The sequence below is a fragment of the Actinomyces gerencseriae DSM 6844 genome (genome assembly GCF_000429265.1).
In the GTDB taxonomy this organism is placed as follows: Bacteria; Actinomycetota; Actinomycetes; order Actinomycetales; family Actinomycetaceae; genus Actinomyces; species Actinomyces gerencseriae.
This window is the reverse complement of the sequence record NZ_KE386871.1, coordinates 207,891-226,714: the sequence shown is the minus strand read 5'-3', so window position 1 is coordinate 226,714 and position 18,824 is coordinate 207,891. Positions and strand designations below refer to the sequence as shown.

Annotated in this window: 16 protein-coding genes; 8 read left to right on the top strand and 8 right to left on the bottom strand. The window is 72.3% G+C overall.

Annotated features, from left to right (window positions below; all coding sequences use genetic code 11):
* The first annotated feature begins 55 nt into the window (after positions 1-55).
* The 3 genes from G448_RS0110495 to G448_RS16250 all read left to right on the top strand — a co-directional run bounded on the left by G448_RS0110495 (position 56) and on the right by G448_RS16250 (position 1,279).
* Positions 56-499, top strand: a complete 444-nt coding sequence (locus G448_RS0110495) for a metallopeptidase family protein (RefSeq protein WP_425393651.1) — start codon at positions 56-58, stop codon at positions 497-499.
* 84 nt (positions 500-583) lie between these two features.
* Positions 584-1,027, top strand: coding sequence for a DUF3499 domain-containing protein (locus G448_RS0110490; protein ID WP_026407934.1), 444 nt, complete (start codon positions 584-586; stop codon positions 1,025-1,027).
* Positions 1,028-1,030: 3 nt separating this feature from the next.
* Positions 1,031-1,279: a Trm112 family protein gene (locus tag G448_RS16250; protein WP_051268918.1), complete on the top strand. Its 249-nt coding sequence runs from the start codon at positions 1,031-1,033 to the stop codon at positions 1,277-1,279.
* A gap of 7 nt (positions 1,280-1,286) precedes the next feature.
* On the opposite strand, the gene G448_RS0110480 is transcribed toward G448_RS16250, so the two are convergent.
* A complete protein-coding gene (locus tag G448_RS0110480) occupies positions 1,287-2,105 on the bottom strand; it encodes an RDD family protein (protein ID WP_026407933.1) in 819 nt (272 codons plus the stop codon).
* A 14-nt stretch (positions 2,106-2,119) separates the two neighbouring features.
* Here G448_RS0110480 and G448_RS0110475 point away from each other — a divergent pair, with 14 nt between their 5' ends.
* Positions 2,120-3,115 carry a stage II sporulation protein M gene (locus G448_RS0110475; RefSeq protein WP_026407932.1) on the top strand — a complete coding sequence of 332 codons (996 nt, stop codon included), beginning with the start codon at positions 2,120-2,122 and terminating at the stop codon, positions 3,113-3,115.
* 41 nt (positions 3,116-3,156) lie between these two features.
* On the opposite strand, the gene G448_RS0110470 is transcribed toward G448_RS0110475, so the two are convergent.
* The 5 genes from G448_RS0110470 to G448_RS0110450 form a co-directional block, all read right to left on the bottom strand.
* Positions 3,157-4,449 carry a DUF58 domain-containing protein gene (locus G448_RS0110470; protein WP_026407931.1) on the bottom strand — a complete coding sequence of 431 codons (1,293 nt, stop codon included), beginning with the start codon at positions 4,447-4,449 and terminating at the stop codon, positions 3,157-3,159.
* A 116-nt stretch (positions 4,450-4,565) separates the two neighbouring features.
* Positions 4,566-5,582: an AAA family ATPase gene (locus G448_RS0110465; RefSeq protein ID WP_026407930.1), complete on the bottom strand. Its 1,017-nt coding sequence runs from the start codon at positions 5,580-5,582 to the stop codon at positions 4,566-4,568.
* The gene (locus G448_RS0110460) at positions 5,579-6,811 is read right to left on the bottom strand and encodes a DUF4350 domain-containing protein (protein ID WP_026407929.1); all 1,233 of its coding nucleotides are present in this window, start codon (positions 6,809-6,811) and stop codon (positions 5,579-5,581) included. The genes G448_RS0110465 and G448_RS0110460 overlap by 4 nt, the downstream gene beginning before the upstream one ends.
* Positions 6,808-7,563, bottom strand: coding sequence for a DUF4129 domain-containing protein (locus G448_RS0110455; protein ID WP_026407928.1), 756 nt, complete (start codon positions 7,561-7,563; stop codon positions 6,808-6,810). Before G448_RS0110455 ends, G448_RS0110460 begins: the two co-directional genes overlap by 4 nt.
* Positions 7,564-7,585: 22 nt before the next feature.
* Entirely contained in the window at positions 7,586-8,788 is a 1,203-nt protein-coding gene (locus G448_RS0110450; RefSeq protein ID WP_026407927.1) for a DUF7847 domain-containing protein, read from the bottom strand.
* A gap of 466 nt (positions 8,789-9,254) precedes the next feature.
* On the opposite strand from G448_RS0110450, the gene mtrA reads away from it, so the two are divergent.
* From mtrA to G448_RS16245, 3 genes are all read left to right on the top strand, one after another.
* On the top strand, positions 9,255-9,938 hold the full coding sequence (gene mtrA, locus G448_RS0110445; protein WP_026407926.1) for an MtrAB system response regulator MtrA: 684 nt from the start codon (positions 9,255-9,257) through the stop codon (positions 9,936-9,938).
* Positions 9,939-10,074: 136 nt separating this feature from the next.
* Complete coding sequence (gene mtrB / locus G448_RS0110440; RefSeq protein ID WP_051268916.1) at positions 10,075-11,892, top strand: MtrAB system histidine kinase MtrB; 1,818 nt, start codon at positions 10,075-10,077, stop codon at positions 11,890-11,892.
* Positions 11,892-13,670 carry an LpqB family beta-propeller domain-containing protein gene (locus tag G448_RS16245; protein ID WP_156911029.1) on the top strand — a complete coding sequence of 593 codons (1,779 nt, stop codon included), beginning with the start codon at positions 11,892-11,894 and terminating at the stop codon, positions 13,668-13,670. The genes mtrB and G448_RS16245 overlap by 1 nt, the downstream gene beginning before the upstream one ends.
* Before the next feature lie 111 nt (positions 13,671-13,781).
* Here the strand turns inward: G448_RS16245 and hpf are convergent, their stop codons facing one another.
* Complete coding sequence (gene hpf, locus G448_RS0110430; protein ID WP_026407924.1) at positions 13,782-14,429, bottom strand: ribosome hibernation-promoting factor, HPF/YfiA family; 648 nt, start codon at positions 14,427-14,429, stop codon at positions 13,782-13,784.
* A 264-nt stretch (positions 14,430-14,693) separates the two neighbouring features.
* Complete coding sequence (locus G448_RS16240) at positions 14,694-15,590, bottom strand: ComF family protein (protein WP_051268914.1); 897 nt, start codon at positions 15,588-15,590, stop codon at positions 14,694-14,696.
* Between the two features lie 307 nt (positions 15,591-15,897).
* On the opposite strand from G448_RS16240, the gene secA reads away from it, so the two are divergent.
* The gene (secA, locus tag G448_RS0110420) at positions 15,898-18,792 is read left to right on the top strand and encodes a preprotein translocase subunit SecA (protein WP_026407923.1); all 2,895 of its coding nucleotides are present in this window, start codon (positions 15,898-15,900) and stop codon (positions 18,790-18,792) included.
* Positions 18,793-18,824: the final 32 nt, after the last annotated feature.

The following is an 18,824-nucleotide window of genomic DNA, read 5'->3' as shown; positions in this document are numbered from 1 at the left end:
CGTCCCGGCCGAGGCGGCGACGGGAGCGCCCCGGCCGGTCGTCTAGGCTGAGGCCGTGCCGATCCCGTCCCGCAGCGCTCCAGCTCCCGTGACCGCCTCCATCCGTCGCCGGGATCGTCATGGACGCGGCCTGCGAGGCCCGCTCCTGCCCCCGCACCTGCCCGCCTGGCGCACGCGCGCCGAGCGCTTCGACGAGCTCGTCGTCTCCGCCGCCGAGGTCCTGACCCGTCGGTGGCCGCAGGTCGGCTCCATCCAGTTCGCCGTGGAGGAGGTGCCTCCCTCCGATCCCGCCCCGTGGGAGCACGGCGTCGTCCTGGGGCGGGGTTTCGCCGCCCGACCGCGCGCCGGACTCCCCTCGCGCATCGTCGTCTACCGCCGTCCCCTCGCCTCCCGCGCCCAGGACGATGCCGAGCTCACCGAGCTCGTTCGGCGCGTCGTCGTCGAGCAGGTGGCGCTGATGCTGGGGCGCAGTCCCGAGGAGATCGATCCGGAGGCGTAGGCCTCGCCCGCCTGGAGCGAGCAGGGGGAGGCGAACGTGTGCGTTGAGTGCCTCATGCGGGGCTCCGCGCGATAGCCTGCGCACGTGAGAAGAGTCCGACGCTGCCGCAGGCCCGGCTGCGAGAGTCCCGCCGTCGCCACGCTGACGAGCGTCTACGCCGACTCCACGATCGTGCTGGGCCCTCTGGCCACCGAGGCCCAGCCCGAGGCGTACGACCTGTGCGCCAAGCACGTGGAGTCCTTCACCGCCCCGCGCGGTTGGCAGGTGATCCGGCTGGCCACCGATTTCGAGCCGGCTCCGCCGTCGGACGACGACCTCACCGCCCTGGCCGACGCCGTGCGCGAGGCCTCGCGCGCCCCGCGGCCCAAGCCCCAGCCGGCCGAGCACTCCGGTCGGCCCGGCGGTATCCTCCCCGCCTCCCTCACGCAGGCGCCCGACACGCTGCCCGACCACCTCGTCGGCCTGGGCGATGGGGAGATCATGCGACGGGGCCACCTGCGCGTCCTGCGCGGTGAGAAGGAGGACTGACGCGTGCCCGCTCGACCCGTCCCCACCGTCATCGAGCCCTGGGCGCGCAGCCTCCTGCGCTGCCCCGTGACCGGCGGAGAACTCGTCGATGGCTCCGGTCCCGACGGCGCCCCGCGCCTGGAGTCGCCGTCCGCGGGCCTGGCCTACCCGGTGCGCGACGGCGTGCCCGTCCTTCTGATCCGCGAGGCGGTCCCGCTCCGACAGGGCCCGCGCCCGGACGCCGACGAGCGGAGGGTTTCGAGCCGGCGGTGACGGCTCCCTACTCCTGGTCGGCTCGTCTGTCCCGCAGCTCGAGCATGAACTCGCGGTCCCTGCGCTCGGCCAGCACCGCCGCCAGGAAGCGCTCCGGATGAGTCCCCGCCGGAGCCGGCGGCGCCACGTAGGGCTCGACCTCCGCCGCCAGCCGTGTCGCCAGGTGCACTCGCGGTGCGGGCTGCATGGACGAGCCGCGCTGCAGAAAGGTTCTCGCGACCAGTGCGAGATCGCCGGGCAGGGCGCGCAGGTCCGCTTGCGATGCCCACGCGGCCAGCTCCGGAGGCATCAGGATAGGAGGAGCGGCCCCCGCCGCCGAGCGCTCGTGGACCACGTAGGTGCCGGCCAGCAGATCCCCCAGCCGCTTGCCACGGCGCGTCGCCACGCATGCCAGGCTGGCCACCACGCCCAGAGTCATCCAGATCTCCACCGTTGTCAGCAGGACGCGCACGAGGCTGTGGCGCAGCCGTATCGAGCCGCCGTCGTCGCGCACCACTCGTGCGCCGGTGATGAGCCGGCCCGCGGATCGCCCCCGGGAGAGGGTCTCGACCGTCAGAGGCACCAGCAGAACCCAGAGCAGCAGGATGAGCGAGGCCTCGACCATCATCGCCGCCCGCGACGGGCTCTCGTCGTCGGACGAGGAGAGCCTGCTCCAGGTGATCAGGCTCATCACGAGTCCGCTGCTGTACAGGATGTAGTCGATCAGGCCGGACAGGATGCGCAGCCCGGCCGAGGCGGCGCTCACCTCGAGGGCCACGGCCTCGCCGGTGATCACCACGTCGGGCATCATCATCCGCTCGGACGAGGCAGGGGCCTCATTCATCATGTCAGACTCCTTCCGTGGACATCGACGCGTATGCGGCTGCGCACCGCGACCAGTGGGACCGGTTGGACGAGCTCACGCGCAGACGCCGGTTGAACGGGGCGGAGACCGACGAGCTCGTGAGCCTCTACCGCGCCACTGCGGGGCACCTCTCGCGCATCCGCACCGGCGCCCCGGACCCCGAGCTCATCGCCGAGGTCTCGGCCCGCGTGGCGGCCGCCCGCGGTCGGATCACCGGTGCCCGGGAGACCCGTCTGAGCGACCTGGTCCGCTTCTGGCTCCAGTCGGCGCCGGCGGCCCTGTACCGGGTGCGCTGGTGGACGGTGGGCGTCATGGTCGCGGAGATCGCTCTCACAGCGATCATCGCCCTGTGGACCCTGCGCAGTCCCGAGGCCATGAGCGCAGTGGGCACCCCGCAGGAGCGAGACGCCTACGCCCGCTCCATGTTCGAGTCCTACTACAGTCGGTACGAGCCGAGCGAGTTCGCAGCCCAGGTGTGGACCAACAACGCGCGCATCGCCGCCGTATGCGTCGCGAGCGGCATCACGGGGGTCCTGCCCGCCTACGTGCTGTTCGTCAACGCCCTCGGCGTCGGCCGAGCGGCGGCCGTCATGGCCGACCACGGCGCGCTGGACCTCTTCTTCGCACTCATCACCCCCCATGGCCTGCTGGAGCTGACCTGCATCTTCATCGCCGGTGGTGCGGGGCTGCGCCTGTTCTGGACGCTGCTCGTCCCCGGTCCCAGGTCCCGCGGGACGGCGCTGGCCGCGGAGGGCCGGGCTCTGATCACGGTGGCGGTCGCGCTGACGGCGGCTCTCGCCGTCGCGGGCTTCATCGAGGCCTTCGTGACACCGGCCCGGATGCCGTGGTCGATCAAGCTCGTGGTGGGGGTGCTCGCCGTCACGGTGCTGTGGGTGTATACGCTCATGCTGGGAGGGCGGGCCGCCAGCGTCGGGCGGACCGGGGACCTGACCGAGGACGAGGCGGGGGTCGTGCTCGCCGAGGCGGGCTGATCCCCCGTGCGGGAGCGGTCGGGGGGCGGCGTGCGTCCCCATCACAGCCTCCCCGCGGCCTTGAGCGACAGGTAGGCGTCCGCCAGCGTCGGGGCGATGCGACCGGGCTCGGCCTCGACGACCTCGATCCCGTAGCGTCGCAGCCTGCGGCGCACCCGGTCGAGCTCGATGACATCGTGCTCGGCCGCCGCCGCGGTGTACACGGCCTCGCTGTCGGCGCGATCGGCGCGCAGATCGGCGAGCTCGGGGTCGGTGGGAGAGGCGAGGATCACCGTGTGATCCCGTGCAACGGTGCTCAGTGCACGCACCATCGGCGCCTCACCGCCGGACCCGTCCAGCGCGGTGAGCACGACGACGAGTGCGCGCTGCGACAGGGCGCCGTGCACCGTGGAGGCCAGGAGCGCCCAGTCGGTCTCCACCAGCTCGGCGTCGAGGGGCGCCAGAGCGTCGGCCAGGGCGCTCATGAGCGCGGGTCCCGTCCGCCCTCGCACCTGTGCGCGCACAGCGACGTCGAGGGCCACGACATCCACTCGGTCCCCGGCCCGCGAGGCCAGGGCGGCCATGAGCAGGCAGGCCTCGATGTGAGAGTCCAGACGCGGGGCGTCGCCCAGCCGTGCCGCGGACATGCGTCCGGTGTCGACCACGATGAGCACGCGTCGGTCGCGCTCGGGCCTCCAGGTGCGCACGACGACCTCGCCCCGCCGTGCCGTGGATCTCCAGTCGATCGAGCGGACGTCGTCGCCGACGACGTACTCCCTCAGGGAGTCGAACTCGGTTCCCGCCCCCCGGATCATGACGATGCTGCGACCGTCCATCTCCCGCAGGCGCGCGAATCGGGAGGGCAGGTGCCGTCGCGAGACGAACTCGGGCAGGACTCTCAACCTCGCCGGTGCCAGCAGGGACGCCTGGCGGCCGGCCAGCCCGAGGGGTCCCGCCAGCCGTACCGTGACGAGGTCGGCCCGGCGGTCGCCACGACGCGTCGGAGTCAGCGCCGTGCGGGTTCGGCGGCGCTCACCCGGCGGAATCGACAGCGACGCCCGCTCGTGGGAGGCCCCGGCCGACGGGGGCCACGCGTCGCGCACCCGCGCCGTCGCATGACGGCGCCCGGTGTTGGTCACGGTGAGGGTCGCCGTCGTGGATCCCCCCAGGCGGACCGACCTCTCGACGGAGCGCCGCACTTGCAGGCCGCGCGGTGAGGGCGCGGCGGCGACGTCGCCCACGACGAGGAGCACGACGGCGCCCGCGCATCCGACCACGGTCAGCGGGCGGGGCGCGGCGAGCACGATCAGGCAGCAGGCGGTCAGCAGCCAGACGGTGCGCATCGTGAGGTACACGCTTCCTCCTCCCAGTTATGCCCCCGGTCGCGTGCCCGGGGCATCCGGCCTCCTCACGGGGGCTCGCAGCGGTCGTCGAGCGGTCCGCGGACGATCGGCGGACGATCGGCGGACGTTCAGCGGGGCACGGGCACGGCCCGCAGCACCCCGTTGATCACGGACTCGGTGGTGACGCCCTCCATCTCCGCCTCGGCGCGCAGCCGGAGGCGGTGCCGCAGCGCCGGCAGGGCGAGCGCCTTGACGTCGTCGGGCGTCACGAAGCTCCGCCCCGAAAGCCAGGCCCATGCCCGTGCGGTGGCGAGCAGTGCGGCGGCCCCGCGGGGGGACACGCCCAGCGCCACCGATGGCGACACGCGCGTGGCCCGCACCAGGTCCACGATGTATCCCAGGACCTCCGCGGACGCGCCGACCGTGAGCACCTGGGCGCGCGCGACGGACAGGTCGTCGGGGCCCGCCACCGCCCGCAGACCCGCTCCCGCCAGGTCGTGCGGGTCGAAGCCGGCGGCGTGCCGCGAGAGCACCTCGATCTCCTGGGCGCGCTCCGGCAGGGGCAGGATCAGCTTGAGCAGGAACCGGTCGAGCTGCGCCTCGGGCAACGGGTAGGTGCCCTCGTACTCCACGGGGTTCTGCGTGGCGATGACCATGAAGGGATCGGGCAGCGGGCGCGGCTCCCCGTCGATCGAGACCTGGTGCTCCTCCATGGCCTCCAGCAGGGCGGCCTGCGTCTTGGGCGGCGTGCGGTTGATCTCGTCGGCCAGGAGCAGGTTGGCGAACACCGGCCCCTCCCGGAACGAGAACGCGCCGGAGCGGGCGTCGTACACCAGGGATCCCGTCACGTCGCCCGGCATGAGGTCGGGGGTGAACTGGATGCGCTTGGCGCCCACGTCCAGAGCCCGGGACAACGAGCGCACGAGAAGCGTCTTGGCGACTCCCGGCACGCCCTCGAGCAGGACGTGCCCCCCGGCGAGCGCGGCGATGACCAGCCCTGTGACCGCCGCATCCTGACCGACGACGGCCTTGGCGACCTCCGCGCGGACGGCCACGAGCCGTTCGCGCGGGTCGTCGACCTCGGTGGCGGCCGGCGGCGGATCGGAGACGGCCTCGGGCGAACCGGAGGCGGTGGGAGTACTCATCGTGGAAGGACCTCGCTCTCGAGTCGATCGAGCTGGACGGCCAGGCCCGCGAGGGCCCGGTCATTGGAAGGGACGGGACCGCACAGGAGGTCGCCGACGAGCCCGGGCGGCCACCCGGTGGCCCGAGCGGCCGCGTGGGCGACGGCGTCGCGCTCGGCGGCGCGGGGGAGACCCAGTCTGCGGGACAGGCGCAGCGCGGTCGCGGAGCGCAGCGTCTCGGCGGCGCGATCCCGGGCCCCTGCGCGCCGGTACAGGCGACCGCGCCCGCGCGTCGTCTCGGCCGCGTGCACGACGACGGGCAGATCCTCGGCGACGATCCGGCCGAAGCGCCGCCCCCGGACCACGGCCAGCGCGCAGACGATGACGACGCCCTGCGCCAGCAGGACCGGCATCCAGGGGGGCGTGGACACGGTGTCCCACACCGTCGGGATCTGCTGCTGGGAGGCGTCGAACCAGACCACGTGCTCGTGGTGGCCCAGCGCGCGAATGGCGAGGGCCGCATGGCCGGCCTCGGCCAGGCGAGAGTTGGTGATGACGTCGGCGTCCGCGATGACGCGCAGCGCGCCGCCGCCACCGGTGGGGGCGGTCGCGTAGGCGTAGCCGGTCCGATCCTCCCCCTGGTCGAGGGGGAAGCAGCCGGTGGCATCAGTCCCGTCGGTGCTGTCGGTGCCCTCGCCCAGCTGCACGGAGCCGCGCGAGCCCGCCATGGATTCCGCCGCCGCGGCGTCCGCGTCGGGGCACTGGGAGGTCAGGACGGTGTCGGCGGGCGCCGAATGGCCCGAGGAGGTCAGCTCGACCGGGTCGGTCAGCCCGGACAGGTCCTGGTACAGGGCGCCGACGACGACGACATCGGCTCCGGTGCGCGCCAGCTCCGAGCGCTCGTCCTCCGTCAGGAGCCCGGCGTCGAGCAGGGCCACGGTCGTGCCCGGTTCCGCGGCGCGCACGGCCGCCTCCTGGGAGCGGACGGTCTCGACCGAGACGCCCTCCTGGCGCAGAAGCCGGGCGAGCGCCTGCGCTCCGTCGTGCTTGGGATTGTCGATCGCGAACGGCGTCTCGGAGTGCTGCGACTCGGTCAGGGTCCCCACGACCGTGACGATCAGGAGAAGCCCCACCGCCAGGATGAAGGGACGCCACCGCCGCAGCCTGACGGACAGGGGGACGCCGGTGACCTGGTCGCCTCCCGAGGCGGCGCCCGGCCGTGCGCCGCGGGAGGACGAGGAGACAGTCACAACGGGCCTCCGCGTCCGTGGACGGGGACCTCCGCGAGGGCGGGCTCGACAGCCGGCTGCGTGCGGTGGATCGCGTCGGCGAGATCGCGCATCCAGACATCCTGCTCGAAGGTGGGGTCGATCTCCCCGTAGCGCACCGCGTCGAAGAGAACCCCGGCGCGGTGGAGGTCGTCGGCGTGACCGACGACGACGGAGGCGGCGACGGTCGCCGCCTCGTGAGCGGTCATCCCCGGATAGTCCTCGAGAGCGCCGCGCTCGTCGAGCGAGCGGATGATCGCTCGGAAGCGCTCGACGACGGCGGTGGTCCAGTCCCCCCTGTCGGCGGCGTCGTCCGCCGCCCTGGTCAGCGCGGTCGAGTCGCGGTCGTCGCCGGCGAAGAGGCTGCGGTTCATGCGGGCGCGCTGCTGCCGGGTGACGCGCCCGAGCAGGAGGGCCAGGACGACCAGGAGGGCGAGCAGCACCACGACGACGATGAGGGTGGACGTCCAGGAGGGGATCCCCGGCACGGCGCCACTGGGGTCGAGGTGCTCCGAGATCCACCGCCACAACCGGGTCCACAGGCTCTCGCCCCCCTGGTACTCCCGGCGCGCGAGCTCGCGTTCGGCGGCCTCGCGGGCCTGGGAGGCGTCGGGCGTGGCGGGGGCATCGGCCGCCCGCGCCGTGCCGGCGCACCGGCGCAGCGCCTCCGGCGCGCACGGGGCGTTCGCGTGGAGGAGCGGGAGGAGTGCGAGCAAGCCGACGATGGTGCGCATGTGCTGTGCGATCCCCTCGGCCTCAGACGGCGGCCGCCTGGCGCAGCTCGACGTCCAGACCCTCCTTGCGCATGCGCAGGTCGATGTAGGTCAGTGCGGTGACGGCCGAGGCGAAGGGCAGGATCGCCGCCTGGAGGAGGGAGGAGATGAAGGACGAGCCGGCCATGAGGGCGGAGTAGGCGCCCAGCCCGCCCCCCAGCGTCGCGAGCGCGCCGAGCATGCCCACGGCGCCCGAGACGATCCCGGTGAGGGTGGAGGTGATGAGCAGGCTGAGCAGCAGGATGCCGAGCACCCGCCAGAAGCTGCCCCGGGTCAGGCGCCACGAGCGGCGCATGCCCTCCCACACGCCCACGTTCTCCAGGATGAGGGCGGCGCTGGAGAACTCCAGGCGAACGGTGAAGTAGACGGCCGCGATGGTCAGGGCGATGGTCACCACGAAGATTGTCAGAATGGCTGCGAGGACGCCCGCGGCGCTCCACTCGCCGCCGCCAGTGATCGACGCGATGACGACCGCGCCGAGGCCTACCGCGACGACGAGCACGACGACGGCCGCCACGATGCCGATCAGCCCGATGAGCAGCGACTGGCCGATCAGCGGCCAGATACGGGGCCGAACCCGATCCCAGACCTCGCCCGGTGTCGCGACGCGCCCGAGCACGGAGCGGGAGACCGCCACGATGATCAGACCGGTCAGGATGATGGAGGCCAGCGACAGGAGAAGGGAGACTCCCGACTGCGCCACGAGCGTTGTACCGGTGGTCTGGAACGAGCTCATGACCTCCTCCACCGACGGCTCGTTCGAGGCCTGGACTCTCTCGAGGGCGGAGAACTGGGGCTGGGCCATCACGAACGTCACGGCCGCGGAGATGATTCCGATCACGCTCGTCACGACCAGCGCGGGCAGGAACATGGCGCGGGGATTGGCGCGCAGCGCCTCGAACGCGCCGCTGATGATCTCCATGACGCCCAGCGGTCGCAGGGGGATGATGCCGGGCTTGGGCGCGAGGAAGGAGGGCCTCTGCGCGAGGTACGGACCCGTTGATCCCTGGGCGGGGGCCCGGCTCTGGGATGCTCCGGTCCGAGCCTCCCCGGGCGACGGCATGCCCGGTCGCTCCCATGCCCGGCCGTCGGCCGGATCGGCCCCCTCCGTGCTCTCCGGCGCCTGCGGATGCTCGGATGGCGGTTGCCACGACTGATTCGAGGGCCCGTCGATCTCACTGGTCATGAGGCAACTGTGGCACGTTGCGACGGCGACTTCCTCCCTCCCGAGGAGGAGACGGGTCCGAGGAGGGGGGGCGGTGACGCCGGTCGGCGGTCCGCCGCTCCCGGCCGTGACGATGCGGAGGCATTATGATGGAAACGATACGAAGTGAATGCGCAGACGCTGTGGAGAGAATGCGCAGACCGCTCATCCACGACTCGCAGATAGCGCGTGGTCGACGGGGAGGTAGCGGACGACTAATGCGGAAGAGACGGGAAGAGGATGCGGAGATGATGAAGAGGCAATGCCTCGATAATAGGGAGATGATATGGAGCCGATACGAGGAGAGCGCGAAGTTGTCACGGAGGTGGCACGAAGGTGTCACAATGGTGTTACGGGGCTGAAGTGCAAGCGATGGCGCGGACGACACGTACCTGGAGGCCGGACGCCAATGCCTCATCCGGAGCATCTTCATGTCAAGATACGTTCCATGAGCACCCGCATCCTGGTCGTCGATGACGACACGGCCCTGTCAGAGATGATCGGCATCATGCTCACAGCCGAAGGGTATGAACCTTCGTACTGCGCCGACGGGGCTGCCACCATCGACGTCTTCCATCAATCAGAACCCGATCTTGTTCTCCTCGACCTCATGCTTCCCGGCCTTGACGGCGTGGAGATCTGCCGGCACATCCGCGAGGAGTCGGATGTCCCCGTCATCATGCTCACGGCGCGCACGGACACTCAGGACGTCGTCGCCGGGCTGGAGGCCGGGGCCGACGACTACGTCACCAAGCCCTTCAAGTCCAAGGAGCTGCTGGCCCGCGTGCGCACCCGGCTGCGCCGCACCTCCGACGGCGGCAACGCCGAGCACGTGCGCGCCGGTGATCTCGATATCGACGTCGCGGGGCACCAGGTGCGCCGCGGGGAGGTCGAGATCGGTCTGACGCCCCTCGAGTTCGATCTGCTGGTCACGCTCGCGCGCACTCCCTGGAAGGTGTTCACCCGCGAGGAGCTTCTCGAGCAGGTGTGGGGCTACCAGCACGCCGCCGACACGCGGCTCGTCAACGTGCACGTCCAGCGGCTGCGCGCCAAGATCGAGCACGATCCCGAGCATCCGGCGATCGTGGTGACCGTCCGCGGCGTGGGCTACCGCGCCGGCGAGCCCGCCTGATCCGTCCGGCGGCACTCGGCTCGTGACCTTCTCGCACCGGTCCGCTCGAGCGAGTTCGCCCGAGGCGCCTCGCAGAGCCCCGGGGAGCGCGCCGACGCCGGTCAGCAGCCCCGGTCTGCGCCGACGCGACGGCTTCATGCCGTCGCTGTCGGCCATTCGGCGCAGCCTGGCCACGCGGATGGCGATGTTCGCCATGGTCGGCGGCATCGTTCTCATCGTCATCATCCTGGTGGTGGTCACGGCCCGAATACGCGACGACATCTTCGCCGATCGTCGTGATGTCATCCTGACGGACGCCCGTCTTCGGGTCGCCACCGTCCAGGCGGCCTTCGATACCTCCGGCGCGACGACGGCGGACCAGGTGGCCGCCGTCGCCCAGGCGCAGATCTCCTCCGTCGGCCAGTCGTTCGCCGGGGCGGGCGGCGTCGGCGTCATCCTCAAGCGCAGCGGCACCGAGACCACGGCCAATGTCATCAATGACCTGACCACCGACGTCAAGCTCATGTCGCTGGTCTCCGAGGACATGATCACCGCGCTCGCCGACGGCGCGGGCGAGCACCGGCAGTACTGGGAGTCGGTCAGCGTGGACTCCGGCAATGGCCCCAGTCCCGGCCTCATCGTCGGGCAGAGGGTCTCGTTGCCGCTGGCGGGCGACTACGACCTCTTCCTGGTCTACACGCTGGCGCCCGAGCAGAACGTCATCGATCTGGCCTCCCGGGCCGTGGTCATCGCGGGCTCGGGCTTCCTCCTCATGCTCATCCTGGGGATCTGGGCCCTGACCTGGCGCGTCCTGATTCCCATTCGACGCACCTCCCTGGCCTCCCAGCGTCTGGCGGGCGGCCGCCTGAGCGAGCGCCTGCCCGTCCACGGGGAGGACGAGATCGCCACGCTGTCGAGGTCCTTCAACGAGATGGCGGCCTCCCTCGAGGCTCAGATCGAGGCCTGGGAGAAGCTCTCCAAGATCGAGAGGCTGTTCGTCTCCGACGTCTCCCACGAGCTGCGCACCCCGCTGGCCTCGATCCGCCTGGCCAGCGAGCAGATCTGGGAGGCCCGCGACGAGATCGAGGATCCGTTCGCCGCTCGCAGCCTCGAGATCCTCATGCGCGAGATCGACCGCTTCGAGTCCATGCTCACCGACCTGCTGGAGATCTCCCGCATCGACTCCGGGCGCGTGCAGCTGCGCGCCGAGGACGCCGATATCGTCGCACTGACCCTGGGCGTGCTGGATCTGGTCTCCGTGCACATCGAGGCCAAGGGGTCCCAGGTCGTGCTCGACGCGCCACCCGAGCCGGTGGTCGCCGAGGTCGACTCCACGCGCATCGAGCGCATTCTACGCAACCTCATTGTCAACGCTATCGAGCACGCCGATGGCTCCCGCATCGACATCACCATCTCCGGGTCGGACGACGCGGTGGCCGTGCGGGTGCGCGATCATGGCATCGGCATGAGCCCCGATGTCGTCAAGCAGGTCTTCGACCGCTTCTACCGGGCCGATCCCTCTCGCAAGCGGACCCTGGGCGGGACGGGGCTGGGACTGTCGATCGCCCTGGAGGACGCCGCCCTGCACGGCGGCACGATCGTCGCGTGGGGATGGCCCCAGGAGGGCGCGTCCTTCCTCCTGACTCTGCCGCGGCGCCTGGGCCCGGACGCCGGGCCGGGGACCTTCACCCGGCCGGGACCCCTCGGCGTCGTTCCCGACGACGCCCCCGCCGTCGCCCGTGCGGCCCCGCGCCGCGAGCCGGAGTCGGGGGTCATGACCGCGCCGGCGCCCGTCGTCGCGCCGTCCCCCGCCTCGCGCCGCGCCGCCGACCGGGCACAGGAGGACGTCCCACCGGTCGCGTCCGGAGCGCGAGCCGTGCTGCCGCTTCCCACCGCCGCCAGCACGTCGCCCAGGGCTCGCACGCCCGAGGACGTCGACAGGCGGGCGGAGCAGACGGAGCCGGGTGAGCCGTGATGGGGCTGGGACGCGGCGGGATCGCCCGAGGAGCGCGACGCACGACCGGCGGCACCGGCGGAGTGCCGCGACGCGCCGTGCTCGCGGCACTGACGGCGGGAGGGGGGACGGCCGCACTCGCCGCCTGCGCCGACTTGCCGACCACCGGTCGGGTCACATCCTCCGACGCGGTCTCGGCCCGCAGCGGGCAGCTCGTGCAGACGGCCGCTCGTCCGCGTGACGGCGCCGGACCGGAGGAAATCGTCTCCGGGTTCCTGCGGGCCTGCATCGCCGGGTTCTCCGACGACTTCGCCACCGCCCGCGTCTTCCTGCACAGGGTCGCCTCCGAGGCCTGGGACCCCGCCGCGGTCGTCCGCGCCTACACGGGGGCCACGGCGCCCGTGGTCGAGCGCGACGAGTCGGGAGCCGTGCGGGTGGTGGTGGAGCTCGTCGGCTCGATCGACACGGCGGGGGTGCTGACCTCCGGCGCGTCCGCCGAGGCGGAGGGCGCGAGCCGCTACACGGCGTCGTACTCCCTGGCCACTGACGGCCTGGGCCAGTGGCGGATCGTCGACCTCCCCTCCGGGGTGCTGCTGCCGGCGGGGAGTCTGTCGACCAACTTCGTGGCCACGAGCCTGTACTTCCTGGCCCCGGATCTGAGGCGTTTCGTGCCCGATCTGCGGTGGCTGCCGCGGCGGAACCTGGTTTCCTCCGCGGCGGCGGCACTGCTGGACGGACCGACGGACTGGCTCGCCGCGGGAGCGCTGTCGGCGCTGCCCGACGGCACCGGGCTGGCGGCCGACGGCGTCACGCTGGAGGGCGAGACCGCGACCGTGACCCTCGACGCCGCGGCGGCCGATCTCGGCGAGCAGGCCCGTTCCCTGGCGGTGGCGCAGCTGACCGCGACGCTGAGTCGGATCGAGGGCGTCGCCTCGGTCGTTGTCATGGCCGGGGACGAGTCGCTGGGAGAGCCGGCTCCGCTCCGGGAGCCGGACGCCGAGGCCGGCGCGGTCATCGGCCTGGCCGGCGGCGCCGTCGTCCAGGGCACCAGCTCGACCCGCAAGACCCTCGCCACGGCTCAGGCTCTGGGCACCACCCAGGCCCGCCACCCGGCGCTCGGCCCGGATGGGGCCGTCTACGCCCTCAACGCCTCGAGTCTGCTGCGGCTGAGAGCGGGGGAGGGAGCCGCCAGCGTCATCGCCTCGGTCGGGGCGGCCGACGCGGGCGAGGGCGGCCTGCTGCCACCGGTGGTGGACCGCTACGGATGGGTGTGGACCGTTGCCGACGGCGCCCTGACCTCCGTGGGGAGCATGGGGCAGCGCGCGGAGCTGAGCGCGCACTGGCTGGAGGGGCGCGAGGTGACGGCGATGGATCTGTCGGCCGAGTCCGCGAGGCTCGTGCTGCGCCACCGGAGCGGGGACGGCGGGGGAGACGAGCGCGTGAGCGCGGCGGTCGTCCTGCGCGCCGAGGACGGGACTCCCCGCGGGCTCGGTGAGCCGCTGCCGCTGCCGCTGGCGGCGGGGTCGGGCGTCACGGGGCTGGCGTGGTGCGATCTGGTGAACGTGGTCGTGCTGGCACCCGGTGAGGTCGGGCAGGGGGCGCTCGATGTCCGCTACGTGCAGGTCGGCGGAACGATGACGGGCGTCGCCGGCACTCAGGGGGCGAGAGCGCTCGTCGCCGATCGCGTCAGCGGCGCGGTGCTGCTGGTGGACGACCGCGGGCAGGTCTGGCAGCGCAAGGGCGCTACCTGGCGGGTCCTGACCGTGGAGGTCTCCGACCTGTCCTACCCCCTGCCCTGATCGCCCGCCGTCGGGGCCGGTGGCGAGGGCCGCGGCCGGCGCGGCGGGGAGTGGGAACCGGTCGGGGCGGGGCCGACTCGCGCGCGAGCCGGCCCCGCCCCGACCGCGCCGTTACAGGACCTGGGCGTCCAGGCGGATGACTCCGTAGGTCCAACCGTGGCGGTGGTAGACCGCGCAGGGCTGCTTGGACGACTTCTCGATGAAGAGGTAGAAGGGGTGGCCGACGAGCTCCATCTGGTAGAGCGCCTCGTCGACCGTCATGGGCACGGCCTGATGCAGCTTCTGGCGGACGACGACGGGAGAGTCTCCCAGCTGCGACTCGACGGCGACGCCCGGTTCGGTCGGGGCCGCGGGCGAGTCCTCGATCGGCGCGTCCCCGGTGTCGGGGACGACGACGGCCTCCTCGACACCGGGCGCCTCCCGCTCCTCCTTGGCGATCTCGACCGTGTAGCGGCGGTGGTTCTTCTTGCGATCGCGTGCGCGGCGCAGGCGCTCGGTCAACTTGCCCATGGCGATGTCGAAGGCCGCGAAGCGGTCGGAGGAACTGGCCTCGGCCCGGATGATCGGGCCCTTCGAGATCACGGTGATCTCGGCGCGCTCGGCGGTATCGGCCTGGCGCGGGTTGCGCTCGTGGGTGACCTCGACCTCGACGCGCTGGACGCGCGGGTCGAGCTGCTCGACCTTGGTGGCCTTCTCCTCGACGTAGTCCCGCAGGCGAGAACTGATCTCAGCGCTGCGGCCGACGACGGTGATGTCCATGGTGAACCTTTCTGGGTCCTGTGTGATCCTGCGAAGGGGATCGGGCTGGGGGAGCGCCCGTCGCACCGTGCGGCGGGCCCTGGATGGTTCCTCACCACCTCCTGAGTGCCGGACCCGCCGCTCGGACGGGGATGTCGTGCAGCCACCCGCGGCCACCCGCAGCCATCCGCGTGCGGCCCGCGCATCTGTGCGCTGTGATACATAACCTATGCCATAAATTACACCATGCCCGCGGCACCCGCGCCATTCGGCGCGACTCGGGCGTCATCGTCGTGAGCCGATCGCGATCTGATCGTCCGGCTCCGGAACCGGGCCGCCCGGCACCGTCGAGCCCCTCCTGCGAACGGGAGGCGGGGTGGCCGCCACGACGAGCGCGCCGATGACCCGGGCCCCCGCGTCGCGCAGCGCGCGGGCGCACGCCCCCAGGGTCGCACCGGTGGTGACCACGTCGTCGACCAGTAGGATCGCCAGCCCGGAAACCGGTGCCAGGACCCGCGGCGGGTCCGCGCGGTTGATCCGCCGCTGCCGTGCCGAGCGGCCGGCCTGGTGCGCCCCGCCGGCGAACCGGGGACGGCGCAGCAGGTCCGCGCTGAGCACGTCCAGAGCCCGTCCTCCGCCGCCCCGGGGCGCTCCGCCGGGGCGCGGCCAACCGGCGGCCGCGCCCCGGGCGACGGCGTCGGCGAGCGGGGCGGCCACGAGACGGCCCCGGGCGCGGCGGAGCCATCCGGAGGGGGCGGGGACGACGAGCAGCGGACCGGCGCCGACGACGGTTCGCGTCTCCTCGTCCAGGGATCGCGCCCAGAGACGGCCGGCGCGGATCCCGGTCTCGTCCATGAAGCCGGTCAGATCCTCCCGGGCGCCGTTCTTCCACCCCAGCACCATGTGCCGCACCGGGCCCGCGTAGGCGGCCACGGCGCGCACCTCCAGCGTGCCGGCGGCCTCCGCGTGCTCGACGGAGGCGGGGGCTCCGGCGAGCAGGCTCCGGCAGTCGGGGCACAGCTCGACGTCCCAGCGTCCGCAGCCGGCGCAGGACACCGGCAGGACCAGGCGGGCCGCCTCGCGCAGGTGGCGCGACCAGCGGGAGGCGGCCGGCGGCGGGACTGCGCGAGGCGGCCGGGACGCGCTGTCGGCGGAGGCCGATGAGGACGATGGGGAGACCATGGTCCCATGATCCCGCGATCGCGCATCGGGGTCGGGCGGGCGTCCACAGGACGTGGCGGGACGCCGGCGGCGCCGCGCCGGGCGCGGGCCTGTGCACGGGGAGCGGCCGTGCCCGGGGGAGGCGCCCCGGGGGAGGATCGCGCGCGTTCGCAATGAGGCAGATCATGCGCCGGCGCGGTGGCCACTCACAGGGCGTCCACTACGATGGACGCGACCGCGCCCGGCTACCCGGGCGATGGGGACGCGGAGATGCGGGACGCAGCCGCGGGCCGCGCGCACCCCACCACCAACAAGGGAGAAAACCAGCGTGTCGATCGTCGACCGGATCCTTCGCATCGGTGAGGGACGTACTCTCAGGAGGCTTGACGCCATCGCCACCCAGGTCGAGGCGCTTGCCGAGACCTACGCGGACTTCACCGACGACGATCTCAAGGAGGTCGCCGGCGACCTCAAGGAGCGCTATGTCGACGGGGAGACCCTCGACGAGCTCCTTCCCGAGGCCTTCGCGACGGTGTGCGAGGCGGCCGACCGGGTGCTGGGCATGCGTCCCTTCCACGTCCAGATCATGGGCGGCGCCGCGCTCCACCGGGGCAACATCGCCGAGATGAAGACCGGTGAGGGCAAGACTCTCGTGGCCACCATGCCCTCCTTCCTGCGGGCGCTGACCGGCAAGGGCGTGCACGTGGTGACGGTCAACGACTACCTCGCCGAGTACCAGTCCGATCTCATGGGGCGCGTCCACCGCTTCCTGGGGCTGACCACCGGTTGCATCCTGACCGGCCAGACCCCCGCGGAGCGCCGCAAGCAGTACGCCTGCGACATCACCTACGGCACGAACAACGAGTTCGGCTTCGACTACCTGCGCGACAACATGGCCCAGCGGCCCGAGGACCTCGTCCAGAGGGGCCACGCCTTCGTCATCGTCGATGAGGTCGACTCCATCCTCATCGACGAGGCCCGTACCCCGCTCATCATCTCCGGCCCCGCCACCGGTGACGTCAACAAGTGGTACAAGGAGTTCGCCAAGATGGCCGAGCGCCTGCGCCCGGGCAAGGACTACGAGGTCGATGAGAAGAAGCGCACCGTGGGCGTGCTGGCGTCCGGCATCGAGCGCGTCGAGGACTACCTGGGCATCGACAACCTGTACGAGTCGGAGAACACGCCGCTGATCGGCTTCCTCAACAACGCGATCAAGGCCAAGGAGCTCTTCCACCTCGACAAGGACTACATCGTGCGCGACGGCGAGGTCCTCATCGTCGATGAGCACACCGGTCGCGTCCTGCCGGGGCGTCGTTACAACGAGGGCATGCACCAGGCCATCGAGGCCAAGGAGCGCGTGGAGATCAAGGCGGAGAACCAGACGCTGGCCACCATCACCCTTCAGAACTACTTCCGTCTCTACCCCGAGGGCTCGCGCTCGGGCATGACCGGCACCGCCGAGACCGAGGCCGCGGAGTTCGCCGGCACCTATAAGATCGGCGTCGTCCCGATCCCCACGAACAAGCCGATGATCCGCGAGGACCAGCCGGACCTGGTCTACACGAACGTCGATGCCAAGCTGACCGCCGTTGTCGACGACATCGCCGAGCGCCACGAGGCCGGACAGCCGGTTCTCGTGGGCACCACGAGCGTGGAGAAGTCCGAGCGCCTCTCCGGCCTGCTGAGCGGGCGGGGCATCCCGCACCAGGTCCTCAACGCCAAGCAGCACGCGCGAGAGGCCGCCGTCGTCGCCATGGCGGGGCGCAAGGGCGCCGTCACCGTGGCCACCAACATGGCGGGCCGCGGCACTGACATCATGCTCGGCGGCAACGCCGAGCACATCGCCGTCGCCGGGCTCAAGGAGGCGGGCCTGGATCCGGAGGAGAACGCCGAGGAGTACGACAAGGCCTGGCCCGCCGCGCTCAAGGCCGCCCAGGACGCCTGCAGGGCGGAGCACGACGAGGTCGTCTCCCTCGGAGGGCTGTACGTGCTGGGCACCGAGCGCCACGAGTCCCGGCGCATCGACAATCAGCTGCGCGGGCGCTCCGGTCGTCAGGGGGACCCGGGCGAGTCGCGCTTCTACCTGTCGATGGAGGACGACCTCATGCGCATGTTCGCCTCCGGCGCCGCCCAGCGCATCATGGCCTCGGGGGCGTACCCGGACGATGTGCCCCTGGAGTCCAAGGTGGTCACGCGCGCCATCGCCTCGGCCCAGCGCCAGGTCGAGTCGCGCAACTACGAGATCCGCAAGAACGTCCTGAAGTACGACGACGTCATGACCGAGCAGCGCGAGAAGGTCTACGACGAGCGTCATCGCGTGCTGGAGGGCGAGGACCTGGAGCCGCAGGTCGCGGCCTTCCGCTCTCAGGCCGTCGAGGCGATCGTCGCCGGCCGCACCGCGGAGGGGCGCGCCGATGAGTGGGATCTCGACGCCCTGTGGGGCGACCTCGCTCGTCTCTACCCTGTGGGACTCTCCCAGGACGAGCTCGTCGATGCCGTGGGCGGGATCGATCGCCTGACCCAGGAGCGGCTGTCCGCCGAGCTGTCCGAGGACGTCGCCGTGGCCTACGAGGACGCCGAGCAGCGCATGGGGGACAACCCTCTCGCCCGCGCCCAGCTCGGTGATGAGCCCATGCGGGCCCTGGAGCGCCGTGTCCTGCTGGCCGTGGTCGACAAGCGGTGGCGCGAGCACCTCTACGAGATGGACTACCTCAAGGAGGGCATCGGCCTGCGCGCCATGGCCCAGCGGGACCCGCTGGTGGAGTACGCCAACGAGGGCGCCCACATGTTCAAGGCGATGATGGAGGGCATCCGGGAGGAGACCGTCGAGCAGATCTTCGCCAACGTCGGCCGCTTCGACGCCGCCGCCGCGCGCGCGGCCGAGGACGGCACGGCCGAGGCCGCCTCCGCCGTGGCCGCTGCGGACGGCACTGCCGCGGCCCGCATCAGGGGCGTCGGAGCGGGCTCGGGGGGCGGTGGCGTCCTGGGATCCACCGGTCGGGAGGCCATGAGCGGGCGGATGACCTACTCGGCGCCCTCGGAGGATGGCACGACCACCTTGACGACGTCGGGATCCCGCCCGAGCGCGCGGGGCGGTGCGGGGGCCTCCGGCTCGTCGGCCGCGCTGTCGGCGGCGGGCCGTGCGGGCTCCTCCTCGGGCGGCGGAGCGCGCTCCGCCAACCGGGCGCAGCGGCGCGCCGCCAAGAAGAAGCGGAGGCGTTGAGCACGGCCACGGGCGTCATGGACCGGCATGGG

What these genes read in the sequence shown, in the direction of transcription:
- G448_RS0110480 (WP_026407933.1), bottom strand. Translation starts at nt 2,105, where the DNA reads ATGATGAATGAGGCCCCTGCCTCGTCCGAGCGGATGATGATGCCCGAC.
- G448_RS0110465 (WP_026407930.1), bottom strand. Translation starts at nt 5,582, where the DNA reads ATGAGTACTCCCACCGCCTCCGGTTCGCCCGAGGCCGTCTCCGATCCG.
- G448_RS0110455 (WP_026407928.1), bottom strand. Translation starts at nt 7,563, where the DNA reads ATGCGCACCATCGTCGGCTTGCTCGCACTCCTCCCGCTCCTCCACGCG.
- G448_RS0110450 (WP_026407927.1), bottom strand. Translation starts at nt 8,788, where the DNA reads ATGACCAGTGAGATCGACGGGCCCTCGAATCAGTCGTGGCAACCGCCA.
- mtrA (WP_026407926.1), top strand. Translation starts at nt 9,255, where the DNA reads ATGAGCACCCGCATCCTGGTCGTCGATGACGACACGGCCCTGTCAGAG.
- mtrB (WP_051268916.1), top strand. Translation starts at nt 10,075, where the DNA reads ATGCCGTCGCTGTCGGCCATTCGGCGCAGCCTGGCCACGCGGATGGCG.
- G448_RS16245 (WP_156911029.1), top strand. Translation starts at nt 11,892, where the DNA reads ATGGGGCTGGGACGCGGCGGGATCGCCCGAGGAGCGCGACGCACGACC.
- hpf (WP_026407924.1), bottom strand. Translation starts at nt 14,429, where the DNA reads ATGGACATCACCGTCGTCGGCCGCAGCGCTGAGATCAGTTCTCGCCTG.
- G448_RS16240 (WP_051268914.1), bottom strand. Translation starts at nt 15,590, where the DNA reads ATGGTCTCCCCATCGTCCTCATCGGCCTCCGCCGACAGCGCGTCCCGG.